The 11,333-nt window shown below is 45.9% G+C and carries 11 protein-coding genes; 5 read left to right on the top strand and 6 right to left on the bottom strand.

All coding sequences use genetic code 11. From position 1 onward, the window contains the following. Positions 1-717: 717 nt before the first annotated feature. The 3 genes from NDI34_RS15005 to NDI34_RS14995 form a co-directional block, all read right to left on the bottom strand. Positions 718-1,107 carry a type II toxin-antitoxin system death-on-curing family toxin gene (locus NDI34_RS15005; protein WP_190679250.1) on the bottom strand — a complete coding sequence of 130 codons (390 nt, stop codon included), beginning with the start codon at positions 1,105-1,107 and terminating at the stop codon, positions 718-720. Further along, the gene (locus NDI34_RS15000; protein ID WP_190410043.1) at positions 1,104-1,328 is read right to left on the bottom strand and encodes an AbrB/MazE/SpoVT family DNA-binding domain-containing protein; all 225 of its coding nucleotides are present in this window, start codon (positions 1,326-1,328) and stop codon (positions 1,104-1,106) included. Before NDI34_RS15000 ends, NDI34_RS15005 begins: the two co-directional genes overlap by 4 nt. Before the next feature lie 176 nt (positions 1,329-1,504). Beyond that, a complete protein-coding gene (locus tag NDI34_RS14995; protein ID WP_348233048.1) occupies positions 1,505-2,818 on the bottom strand; it encodes a glycosyltransferase in 1,314 nt (437 codons plus the stop codon). 274 nt (positions 2,819-3,092) lie between these two features. Between NDI34_RS14995 and pbpC the strand changes: the two genes are divergently transcribed. Next, the gene (gene pbpC / locus NDI34_RS14990; RefSeq protein WP_348233047.1) at positions 3,093-5,501 is read left to right on the top strand and encodes a penicillin-binding protein 1C; all 2,409 of its coding nucleotides are present in this window, start codon (positions 3,093-3,095) and stop codon (positions 5,499-5,501) included. A gap of 9 nt (positions 5,502-5,510) precedes the next feature. Here pbpC and NDI34_RS14985 read toward each other — a convergent pair whose 3' ends face one another. After that, positions 5,511-5,732, bottom strand: coding sequence for a hypothetical protein (locus tag NDI34_RS14985; protein ID WP_348233046.1), 222 nt, complete (start codon positions 5,730-5,732; stop codon positions 5,511-5,513). 357 nt (positions 5,733-6,089) lie between these two features. Between NDI34_RS14985 and NDI34_RS14980 the strand changes: the two genes are divergently transcribed. Continuing rightward, the gene (locus tag NDI34_RS14980; protein WP_348233045.1) at positions 6,090-6,527 is read left to right on the top strand and encodes a hypothetical protein; all 438 of its coding nucleotides are present in this window, start codon (positions 6,090-6,092) and stop codon (positions 6,525-6,527) included. A gap of 115 nt (positions 6,528-6,642) precedes the next feature. Here the strand turns inward: NDI34_RS14980 and NDI34_RS14975 are convergent, their stop codons facing one another. Then, positions 6,643-7,143, bottom strand: a complete 501-nt coding sequence (locus NDI34_RS14975; RefSeq protein WP_348233044.1) for a GNAT family N-acetyltransferase — start codon at positions 7,141-7,143, stop codon at positions 6,643-6,645. A gap of 215 nt (positions 7,144-7,358) precedes the next feature. On the opposite strand from NDI34_RS14975, the gene NDI34_RS14970 reads away from it, so the two are divergent. Next, positions 7,359-8,810, top strand: a complete 1,452-nt coding sequence (locus NDI34_RS14970; RefSeq protein WP_348233043.1) for a YdiU family protein — start codon at positions 7,359-7,361, stop codon at positions 8,808-8,810. A gap of 142 nt (positions 8,811-8,952) precedes the next feature. Here the strand turns inward: NDI34_RS14970 and NDI34_RS14965 are convergent, their stop codons facing one another. Beyond that, the gene (locus NDI34_RS14965; RefSeq protein ID WP_190410049.1) at positions 8,953-9,654 is read right to left on the bottom strand and encodes an alternative oxidase; all 702 of its coding nucleotides are present in this window, start codon (positions 9,652-9,654) and stop codon (positions 8,953-8,955) included. A 287-nt stretch (positions 9,655-9,941) separates the two neighbouring features. Between NDI34_RS14965 and NDI34_RS14960 the strand changes: the two genes are divergently transcribed. Both NDI34_RS14960 and NDI34_RS14955 read left to right on the top strand, forming a co-directional pair. Next, positions 9,942-10,304 (top strand): helix-turn-helix domain-containing protein, encoded by a 363-nt coding sequence (locus NDI34_RS14960; protein ID WP_190410050.1) that lies wholly within the window; start codon positions 9,942-9,944, stop codon positions 10,302-10,304. Positions 10,305-10,347: 43 nt separating this feature from the next. Beyond that, complete coding sequence (locus tag NDI34_RS14955) at positions 10,348-11,253, top strand: ion channel (RefSeq protein WP_190533845.1); 906 nt, start codon at positions 10,348-10,350, stop codon at positions 11,251-11,253. Positions 11,254-11,333 lie beyond the last annotated feature (80 nt).

Genomic DNA, 11,333 nt, shown 5'->3' with positions numbered 1-11,333 from the left:
CATCTACGTTTAAAGGCGCTTGGTTTGAGTTGTTTGAGTTGTTCGTAGGTCATACTGGCTTTCCCCCTTAACCTACTTTTACTCACACTCTCGCTATTCACGCAAGAAGTCTAATGAACTGCAAAACCTAGTTCCAACTTGCTGAGAGCGATTCTTACTTTCCTTTGGCAATAGCGCATGGACTGATTTTTTGGGGGAAATATGGGTATCTACCACATGACAGATAGAGTTCATCAAACTACTATCGTTCCTGATGGTATTCTCAGCTTGAACGTAGAACGGCGTAAAAATGCTAAGGGACTTTTAAGCTGTGTTTTTGTGGGAAGAAAATTATGTTGTCCCAATTTTTGTATTAAAAGTCGTTTCTCAAACTTACAGGGGAGGATACGACGAGAAGCAGACAAAATATGCCCAGTTAAGTGAGTTGTATTACGTAATTTACAACCCTAGATATTTAAGGGGCGACCAACATGACGCTTTTGAAGTGGATCGCCTGGTTGATAGTTAAACTCCCTTGGCTTAAAGCCAAGGGAGTTTAACTATCAAGAAAAAATATTTGCTACAAAGCAGCTGCTAGGTAAAATTGCTAGCAGCTACTCAAAATATATCAATTTTTTTATTTGTCGTACGATTATTACAAATATACCATTTCTAGTTGTTAACCACAAGAGAGTTTACTAAATATCATTCAATACGGCTAGCATCTTTTAATACAACTTAGAATTTTTGAGATTTTTCCGCAATCCAAGCGGCTAGGCTATCTTGATTCTCCACTCCTTCCACTACATAGTTCATCATTACTACCGCTTCTGGTTCTGGTGCCACTAATTTATAGCCATTCAGTCGTAAAAAAACGTCGATGACAGCAAGAGCGATTCGCTTGTTGCCATCGACGAAACTATGATTTTTTGCCAGACCATAGCCGTAGGCTGCTGCCAGATCAAACAGCTTTGCATTTTCACTGTAAGAGAATAAGTGCCGAGGTCTGGCTAGACTCGCTGAAAGTAACCCTGCATCTCTCAATCCAGGCCTCCCCCCATGTTCTGCAATTAGCTCTTCATGTATGGCGCTTACTGCTGTCTCAGGCACCCATCTGGGTTCCTTCATTTAGCTAATTCACGAAAGGCATTGCGGTAGTTTTTACGGGTCTCTGCAAAAGCCTGCATTGCGGCTTCAAAATCAGGATCGTAAGCAGTTATTTGAACTCCATCTGGAGTTTCTGTTAGGAAAATGCTGTCTCCCTCACTGACATTTAGCTTTTGCAATACTTCTTTAGGGAAGGTTGCTCCTAAAGAATTGCCAATCCGTCGAATTTTTAGAGTATGCATACTATCACCTCTTAATTGGATAGTAACTACATATGTTATAACATAAACTTATAGAATGGAATCCCCTTGTTTAGTCATTAAGGGTTTGACAAATTTTCCTGATTCAAAGATGCGATCGCGTCTATCCAAAATCGCTCCAATCTTCTAAAGCGCGATCGCATCTATCCACAAAATAGTTAAACAGGCGAGACGGACGCACTTTGAAGGTTGGTAGCGTTCTTATCTTTGTTCAATTGTGCTTCGATTGCATCGCAGGCAACTTTAACCCCGTTTTCTGCTCGTACCTTATTGCCAACTTCTGTAGCTTTAGCCTGGTAACGAGGTTCGCGCAACAGACGATCGAGTTCCTTAGCCGCACGGGAAGCTGTGTAGCGATCGCGATCGATAGTCCGTCCGACTCCTAAACGAGTAATCCGTGCAGCATTGTCTGGTTGGTCGTTGCTAAAGGGTACCACCAACATCGGGCGACCGGAACGCAACACCTGTGCGGTTGTGCCTACGCCTCCTTGATGCACAATAGCAGCAGCTCGGTGAAACAGTTCCGAGTAGGGAGCGTAGTCAAAAACACCAATATCCTTGGATTGCAACTCTTTTGGCAGGGAGGGGTTATTGTTGCCAACCAGCAATACAGCCCGATAGCCCAACTTTAAGGCAGCTTTGGCACTTTCGAGGTAAAACTTGTCAGCAACCCACACGGCGGAACTTCCCAAAGTAAACACAATTGGCGGATCTCCCGCATCCAAAAATGATGCCAGTTCCGGAGATAGACCAGTATTGCCATTGCGATCGTAAAAAGTAAATCCGGTAACGCAAGTTTGTTTTGGCCAGTCGGGTTGAGGAGTTGCGAGAGCTTCTGAAAATAAAGCCAGCACTAAGTCGGGGGAGTTCATCCCTTCAAACATAGAATCAGCAAGGGGAGATAAACCAAGCTGTGTCCGTAACTGTCGCAGGGGTTCATCCCACGAGCTGAAACGATTTTTAGCGAGGCGGATGAGCGCTCCATTAAACCCAGGGCCAAGTATGCGTAGATTCAGCCAACTGGGGAAAGTCGCCACTACTGGGGGATCGTAGGCGGAGAGGAACGACATCGGAGACAGTACGCTGGAAACCCAACGAATTCCCGTTTTCTCAACAACGGGCGTTGCTGCGAAGCTGAGGGGGTGTGTCACCAACAGCTCTGCATCGCGCACTGCCGACATCAGATCCTCATAAGTTTCTTGGACATAGGGTAAGATTGCTTGGCGAAAGACGTATTCTGTACCGTTTTGCTTGTCCATGATCAGACGCACAAGTTCTCGTTGCTGTTCGACGTCTGTAGGAAAATCTGGACGGACTGGGCGGAACTCAAGACCAGCCGCTTCGATTTTGTTATGGTAAAACTCAGCGGTGGCAATTACTGCTTGATACCCGCGTGCCTTTAATTCTAAGGCGATCGCTATATAAGGATGCAGGTCGCCTAGCGAACCATAAGTGTGTAGAACAATCTTCATAATGGCTACCGTATCTTTTTATAGATGAGTTACTTGTATTACTACAAAACTACGGCGGTTTAAGGGTACTTGCTTCATCCGATTGGCTGACCCTAGTGGGTGATTAGGAAGAATTACCCATCATTGTCTTGAGGTGGAAGCGTACCATCTGCCAGTTTCAAGCGCTTAGAGGGAAGATGCGATCGCGCATCCCCTAAAAACACCCTCATCCGGTAAAGGCGATCGCCACAATGAAGATAAGGGGGTAAGTCTTCGTTGGCGAAAGGGTTAAGCGATGAGACAACCCAAACAGTGGCAAATTCAAATGCAGGAACTCTTTTGGCGTTGGGGGAGAAACCAGAAATTTCGCGGATTCTTAGCTTTGGTGTTGCTGGGTTTAATCGTGCGATCGCTTCCTTATCTGGCACCCGTTCGTGCCAAAGATATTGCCCAGGATACGCAAGCGATTGAATTTAGCGATCGCAATGGGCTTCCTTTAGGAAGGTTGCTGACCCGCGACCAAGAGCATACCGCTGTGGTGCCGCTGAATCAAGTTTCGCCCCACTTTATCAACGCGATTCTAGCTGCTGAAGATGGCTCATATTATCATCACGGGGCGCTGGATCTGAAGGCTGTAGCGCGATCGATTAAAGATTCACTTCAGGCGAAAAGGATTACCTCCGGTGCATCCACGATTACGATGCAACTAGCGCGGATGTTAGATCCCGTTCCCCGCACCTTACCGGGCAAGTTGCGCGAAATTTGGCTATCTTGGCGCATCGCCGCCGGGATGAATAAAGATGCAATCCTGACTGCTTACATCAATCGCCTGCCAATGGGGGGGAATATCTATGGGTTAGAAGCTGCATCCCGTAACTATTTCGATATTCCAGCAAGCGAACTTAATCTTGCCCAAGCAAGTCTTCTCGCTGCTGTTCCTAATAATCCCACTTACTTCAATCCCTACGACCATTGGAAACGCCTTAAAAAGCGGCAGATTTATGTCCTGAATCGCATGGTTGAAGACGGTTATATTACTCGCGCACAAGCAGATCGAGCTTACAAAGAAGAGATTTCCCTAGCACCGAGACAACAGGGAATTATTGCCGCCCCTCATTTTTTATTTTGGGTATCTAATCAACTATCTAATTCTTCAATTCAAAATCAAAAATCTTCGAGCAAAGCCCCAGAAAGCGCTATCCCCAATCGGATGTCCCAGATCCGCACCAGTATCGATCGCCCTTTGCAGCAATTTGTGGAAGCGCAAGTACAGCAGGTGATTCGTACCCTCACCCCCAATAATGTTAATCATGCTGCTGCCTTAGTCATTGACAACCACACGGGGGAAGTTTTGGCTTATGTGGGTTCTCCCGATTACTTTAATGAAGCACAACTCGGTCGCAACGACGGGGTACAGGCATTACGTCAACCCGGTTCTACTTTGAAGCCTTTTTTATATGAATATGCCCTACAAAACCGCACGATTCGCCCGAATACTATCTTGGCGGATGTGCCAACTCATTACGCGATTCCCGGCGCGAAACTCTACAGTCCTACAGATTATGATGAAACTTTTTTAGGACCAGTACGAGTTCGCGTAGCTTTGGCAAATTCCCTAAATGTTCCGGCGGTGCGGGTATTAGAAAAAGTCGGCGTGCAAAATTTTCTAAATCATCTGCATCAATTAGGATTTGAGCATTTAAATCGGTCGCCCGAACATTACGGTTTGGGGTTAATTTTGGGTAGCGGTGAAGTCAGTTTATGGGAGTTAACGAGGGCGTATGTTACTTTAGCAAGACGTGGAGAAGCCACCCCGCTAGTCACAACATTCTCCAACCTGCCATCTAGCAACCGAAGACCTTCCAGGCTGCCATCTGCTAACCCTTCCACCTGGGGATTAATTGCGGATATGTTAAGCGATCGCCATGCTCGTGCAAGTGCCTTTGGGGTAGACTCAGTGCTAGCTTTACCATTCCCCGCAGCAGTTAAAACAGGCACTTCCTCGGATTTTCGAGATACTTGGACGGTTGGGTTTACCACCGACTACACCGTAGCCGTGTGGGTGGGCAATTTTAACGGCGATCCCATGCGACAAGTTTCGGGGGTGACAGGTGCAGCACCCCTCTGGAATCGCATCATGTTACACCTCCATCAGAATCGAGAACCTGCCATCTTTCCCCCTCCAGAAAATCTGGTGCAACGCCCAATCTGTGCAATTTCTGGCTTACGCCCTACCCCAGATTGTCCCTCAGTAGTGCAAGAATATTTTTACGCAGAAGATATTAGCGATTATGAGCGTCAGTCAGGTACTGCGAAGTTGCCTCCAGAGTACGATGAGTGGTTAGCAAGGCAGCATCAACCAAGTTTTGTCTCTAGTGGCGTCAAGATTTTGTCTCCTCACAATGGTGATGTTTTCTTATTGCACCCAAGTGAAAAAACGAATCCCAAAGGTACAGAGAATGCACAGACAGAAATGCAACAACTAGAGTTTAAAGTAGCTGGAACGCCCAGCCAGTCCGTAGAGTGGTGGTTAAATGGCGAAAAACTGGCAACGCAACCATCGAATTCGCTATTTTGGTCGCTGCGTCCCGGTCAGTGGATTTTGGAAGCAAGAAGTGGTGAAATGACCGATAAGGTAAGTTTTCAAGTGCAGTTAGCTAAATATCGGCAGACACGCCGGGGTTTCTCGCTCAAGTCAAATTAAACCGTAGTATTAACTGGGTGGTTCGGATGCCTTTCCCTCAAACACATCGTTAATGATTGCCAGTTCTTGTATTACACGCAGTAGCCGATCCTCTGACAAATTGACAAACATTTGGGCAATTTTGCCATGAGTTGTCTGGCGGAGTTGCTGAAGATATTCAAATCTAGCCTGAGTCAGTTTCAGGTAGGGCTTACGCACGTCAACACGCTGTAGGGGCTTTTTGATTGCCATGCCCCTACGATAAAATTAGGCATTCACTAATTAACTGCGTAAGTCCTGCTAGGGAAAGGCTCTAGCGCTAAATCACCCGCAGGGCATTAGTCATAGTAAGTTTGATTGATTAGTCGTAATCTCAATCGACTTTGAAAAATACAAAATTTTGGGTGCAATCTCGCCAAATTATGCAATGCCCGCATTGACACCCTTGTTGTAACAGGTAGAAGATAGGGGCGATCGCTTCCCCCAGATTAACTATGCGCTTAAGTTTTTCTTTATAACAGTTTGTAACTGTGATAGCATCTATTCTGTCTTTTCCCTAAACAATTAGTGGAATCAAAATCCAACGCTTTTACACTTAGGAGGATCGAAATGGCACTTAGCGACCAGCTCTTGAACCCAAGCAAAAAGGCTGAAGTTGTAGATGACTTCTGCAAATTGCTCGATGAGGAGGTCGCTTCCAAGTCAGGGATATCTGGTCTTGCCATAAAGGCAGGCTACAACGCCGTCAAGGGTATAAAGCCAGGGTACATTGGCTACGCTGTCGAGCAGTTCCTGCCAGGATGGTGTACAGCACTCGATCCCATTTGGAGCGAGAGTGTCCAGAAAGGAGATCCAGTCGCGCACTTCGTTGCCAGCCGCTCTCCCGCAGCAGATGCTATCCTGAGCGTTACCGATGCCAGGATGGAGAGCGTCAGAAGCAGCCTCGTATTGGGTACCTATAAAAAATTGCGCGGCTCGGCTAAGAAAAACGTGGAGGAAGGGATACCGGGATTGGCTAAGCTTCTCGAAAAACACACCTTGGTCTGAACGAGAAGGGAACGGTCACACTCTGGTGCGGGTCGCTGTCCAAACAAGAGTGTAGAGTACGGTAGAGCTGTTCAACCCGATGCCTCTACTTACAAAAAAAGCCGTTCTCTTGGTATCAGCCTAATTCAATCAGCATTTCTATCGTACTGACGCGAAAGCCGCAGGAAGAAAATAATCGCCGCGCCGCCTCGTTAGCAACAGTCGTATCGAGGCGAATTTGTTTGACTCCGATCGAGTTAAAGCGTTCAATCGCCTGCATCACCATCGCCTTCGCAATTCCAGCTTGGCGATATTCCTCTTCAACCCAGAGGTCGTGAAGAAAAGCATATTCCTGTAAACGGTAAATGGGGATTTCCCGTTCTACGGTCGCTACCAGAAACGCCACCACTTGCTTATTTTCAGCCTCAGCGACTAGGAAGATATTGCGATCGCGTTGCGGTGGCGCATCCAGCGATGCACTAGACGCTATCCGACTCAACCACTTCTCATAACGCAACTCTGGATTCGGCAAGAATCCATACTTTGCTGAATCCCAAGCTTCATGCAAGGCACAAATCTTGGCAACCATCGGGAGGACAGATGGCACGTCAGCAGGTGTAGCAGGACGAATAAGCATATTTCAGTCTTTTGATGCTGAAACTGTATACTTGCTTATCCGTAGCATAGAAATGAAACATCTGGCAAAGGTGCGCGCACTTCGTGCCGCTTCGCTAACAGACTAAAGTCTGGCGCTATACAAACAAAGACTGCCTACGCAGTCTTTATAATGTTTGTTTCAGTCCGTATGTTTGTATAGGCACGAATTACATTCATTGGGTATTTTAGTAACTTATGACTCCTGAAAAGTTTTCCAATCCTTTTTTAAATCTCAATTATGAGTCTGCCTTAGAAGCTTTAGGCGATGATTATTTTGATCGAGTAGCAGCGGCAGACTTTCCTAAATATATTCTGCGCTTTCGCAACGATGAATTATTACCAATATTGGGACTGAAACCAGACACGGTGACAGACGATGATTTTATCGAAGCATTTGGGATGTTTCAAGGAGTTAGACCATTTTTAGCTTTGCGTTATCACGGCTATCAATTTGGAGAATATAACTCTCGCTTAGGCGATGGCAGAGGATTTCTCTACGGACAAGTGCGCGGTACGGATGGCGAACTTTATGACTTTGGAACGAAAGGGTCTGGTACTACTCCGTATTCTAGAGGCGGCGATGGTAGACTCACTCTTAAAGGTGGTGTCAGAGAAGTTTTAGCTGCTGAAGCGCTTCACTATTTAGGAGTGCGTACTTCCCGCTGCTTATCGATGATTGAAACGGGAGAAGGACTCTGGCGAGGCGATGAACCTTCTCCAACAAGATCCTCGGTAATGATTCGTTTCAGCCGTTCCCACATTCGTTTTGGAACATTTGAGCGATTGCACTTTTTTGGACGCAAGGATTTAACTGAAAAGCTTTTAGACCATGTAATTGAACAATATTATCCTCACCTCAAAGATAAGGAAGACCGCTACGTTCTATTTTATGCAGAATTAGTCAAGCGGGTTGCGGAACTTGCTGCCCAATGGATGTCAGTGGGATTTTGTCATGCGGTTCTAAACACCGATAATATGTCTATTACTGGGGAAAGTTTCGACTATGGTCCCTACGCTTTTATTAACACCTACGACCCCAAATTTACTGCTGCCTACTTTGACTATTACGGACGGTACAGTTACAGCAATCAACCAGGGATCTGCCAGCTCAATTTAGAAATGCTCCAACAACCCCTATCTGCGGTTATTCCTATGTCAGAGATGGAAGTTGCTCTATCCCAATTTGCCGAGCATTATAACCGAACTTACACCGCGCGGATGATTGGTAAACTGGGATTCGAGAATCTGCCCAATTTAGCCGCAGAAGAATTAGTGATGCAAACCCTGAAACTGCTGGTAGAAACACAAGTAAGCTATCACGGTTTCTTTTGGGAAGTAACAAATCAGTTTGACCGCAATTGGCGTGACGATGCGACAAATATTCTGAAAGCAGATGGATTTTTGAATGCGCCTGAAGCTACAGCATTATTGGAAGACTGGAGAAATATGTACTTACAAATTTTACTCAGTTTTCCAGACAGCGAACTGGATAACATAGGGAATCGGTTGCGTCGTCATAATCCTAAAACTGCATTAGTCAGACCAGAAATAGAAGCGGTTTGGGAGAAAATTGACCAAGAAGATAACTGGACGCCGTTTTACGAATTGATTGAGCGACTGAGATTTCACAAGAATGCGATCGCTTAATCTTCATTACTTGGTTTTCCTCTGTTTGTAAATGGCGTTAATCTATTGACATAAAAGAGATATAGCCATTTCTAACTCCTTCAAAAAAACAAAAGGAGAGATAGTTTAAATATCTCTCCTTTTGTTTTTTTATCAGCACATCCTATTGCACAACAACTGATTTAACTTCTTCATTTGGGGCGAGAAATGTTCCACCTACTTCTATCGTATGGGGACTTTTGAAGGTTAATTGAGCATCAGGCTTCTGGCAAGCTATCATTGTCTTGACGTGTTCCGCTTCATCATCTCGAATGTTTACAAACACATCGTAGAGGTTGTTAATGACGGGACGGCGTTCTTCTGGAACTCCTCCAGTTTGAAACTCATCGAACATATACAAGTCGCCGTCTCGATAGTAATTGATGGCAATTTGTGGGGCAGATGTAGCTTTTAATTCTGATTCATTTTCTTGCAAAAATGTATCGTAAGTATGATAAGCGTGTCCTTCAACTAATTCCATGAAATTGTAGGCAGAACGAGGCGAGAGAATGTAAAGAACAACGATCACCCAATAATAAAGTAAAGCAGTATGTTGTGCTAAAAATCTATCGAACCACTGCTGATTACCCCCTAAAGATTCCATAATCAGGAGGTGATGGAGTTCGTTCCAAGATTCCGCAAAGTGAACTTTTAACCAATCTGCTCTGCGCCACATTCCAACTGTTTCGTAAAGGTGCAAAACTGATAAATAGGCAAAGTAAGGAACACGAGCAACTGTTTCTAGGACGTAAAAACGGGGATAAGGGCGATCGCGGTAAATTGTGTTGATAACAAAGACTAATACACCGACAAGTAATCGAATCATTTGAAAAACCTCAAATATTTTGATTTATTGAAGAAGTTGAGCGGGAAGGAAGGCTGTTCGTTCCCTCTATTTGCATCCTACTCAACTCCTAAAAATAGAAAATCCGTAAATCTGACAGTGGCTGGAAGGACACTATAGTTACCAAAAGTAAAAGATTGACCCGCTGCAACTTGTCCAGAGCTTTATTAAGAAAGATTAAAATATTTGGCGGGAGCTAACTTCAGCGTCCCTCTGTTCAGAAGATTGGTCAGAATAAGCAAAGAAAAGAGCGATATCTAGAGGCATCAATGCTTAACAGCAGCCAGTGCATAGAGACAAAATGCCCAATCCAGTTCACCGTGGACTTAATCGGCAGTAAATGGTCTATTCTGATTCTCAGAGAGTTGTTTACAAGCGATCGCCGTACCCACGAGTTCCTAGAAGCATTGCCTGGAATTAGCACCAAAACGCTGATGATACGGCTCAGAGAACTAGAAGAGTATGGTTTAGTGGAACGCCGAGTCTACGCAGAAATTCCTCCCCGCGTAGAGTATTCGCTCACCCAGAAGGGGCGAGAAATTCAACCCGTGATGACAGCGCTAAAGCAGGTGGGAGAACGATGGCTCAACCGAGATGCTTGTGTTTGTCCTCTTGATGGGATAGCTTTCTAGGAAAGGTCGCCTGCGTGACGCCGATTCCTAATAACAACAATCTATGGGCAAAAGATATCGTTCGCCCTCATTAACGCGCTTTGTGAGCCGGGATGGGCAGTTGAACATCGTGCGGCGAGGGGTATCGGGATTTCATCGGGGCGATTTATATCATTTGCTGCTTACCCTTTCCTGGGGATGGTTCTTAGCGCTGTTCAGTCTGTTGTATCTAGTCTCCAACGCGGTGTTTGCCCTCATCTATCTAGCTGGAGGAGATTGCATCCAGAACGCTCAACCGGGTTCCTTCCTTGACGCCTTCTTTTTCAGCGTCCAGACGATGGCGACTATCGGCTACGGTGCGATGTATCCGCGTACGCCTTACGCGAATGCGGTGGTGACAGTCGAAGCGCTGGCGGGTCTTTTCGGAGTGGCAATGGCGACGGGACTGGCGTTTGCGCGGTTCTCCGTGCCAACGGCGAGAGTGCTTTTCAGTCGCGTGGCAGCGATCGCTCCCTATGATGGGGTGCCGACTCTGATGTTTCGGACGGCTAACCAGCGGCGCGACGTAATTGTAGAAGCGCAGATCCGGGTGACTTTAGTTCGCAACGAAGTCAATCGGGAGGGAGAATTCATGCGTCGGTTTTACGATCTCAAATTAGTTCGCAGTCATACATCCATGTTTGCATTGAGCTGGACGGTGATGCATCAGATTGACGAGACGAGTCCGCTTTATGGGGTTACGGTAGACTCCCTGGCTGAGTCGGAAAGCGAGATCGTCGTGATGCTGACTGGGTTAGACGAAATCGTTTCACAGACGATCCATGCCCGTCACTCCTTTGCCACGTCCGATATCCTGTGGAATATGCGTTTTGTGGACATCTTATCTAGGATGCCGGACGGGCGGCGCTCGATCGACTATACCCGCTTTCATGATGTGATGCCGATAGAATCCGTCAGGGCTAATAAGTAGCTGGAAAAAGATAGTTTTCCCTTCGCCTAAGTTCAGCAAAACCTATTGGAGACAGAGACTCAGGTAGTTTAACAATGGTT

The organism is Trichocoleus sp. DQ-U1, from assembly GCF_039961925.1.
GTDB lineage: Bacteria > Cyanobacteriota > Cyanobacteriia > Cyanobacteriales > FACHB-T130 > FACHB-T130.
The sequence above is the reverse complement of the archived record's forward strand: the minus strand, read 5'-3'. Positions and strand labels throughout refer to the sequence as shown.

Excerpts from the sequence above, each read along its gene's own strand:
- NDI34_RS14995 (WP_348233048.1), bottom strand. The coding sequence starts at position 2,818 with ATGAAGATTGTTCTACACACTTATGGTTCGCTAGGCGACCTGCATCCT.
- NDI34_RS15005 (WP_190679250.1), bottom strand. The coding sequence starts at position 1,107 with ATGAAGGAACCCAGATGGGTGCCTGAGACAGCAGTAAGCGCCATACAT.
- NDI34_RS14960 (WP_190410050.1), top strand. The coding sequence starts at position 9,942 with ATGCTTAACAGCAGCCAGTGCATAGAGACAAAATGCCCAATCCAGTTC.
- NDI34_RS14970 (WP_348233043.1), top strand. The coding sequence starts at position 7,359 with ATGACTCCTGAAAAGTTTTCCAATCCTTTTTTAAATCTCAATTATGAG.
- NDI34_RS14955 (WP_190533845.1), top strand. The coding sequence starts at position 10,348 with ATGGGCAAAAGATATCGTTCGCCCTCATTAACGCGCTTTGTGAGCCGG.
- NDI34_RS14975 (WP_348233044.1), bottom strand. The coding sequence starts at position 7,143 with ATGCTTATTCGTCCTGCTACACCTGCTGACGTGCCATCTGTCCTCCCG.
- pbpC (WP_348233047.1), top strand. The coding sequence starts at position 3,093 with ATGAGACAACCCAAACAGTGGCAAATTCAAATGCAGGAACTCTTTTGG.
- NDI34_RS14985 (WP_348233046.1), bottom strand. The coding sequence starts at position 5,732 with ATGGCAATCAAAAAGCCCCTACAGCGTGTTGACGTGCGTAAGCCCTAC.
- NDI34_RS14965 (WP_190410049.1), bottom strand. The coding sequence starts at position 9,654 with ATGATTCGATTACTTGTCGGTGTATTAGTCTTTGTTATCAACACAATT.
- NDI34_RS15000 (WP_190410043.1), bottom strand. The coding sequence starts at position 1,328 with ATGCATACTCTAAAAATTCGACGGATTGGCAATTCTTTAGGAGCAACC.
- NDI34_RS14980 (WP_348233045.1), top strand. The coding sequence starts at position 6,090 with ATGGCACTTAGCGACCAGCTCTTGAACCCAAGCAAAAAGGCTGAAGTT.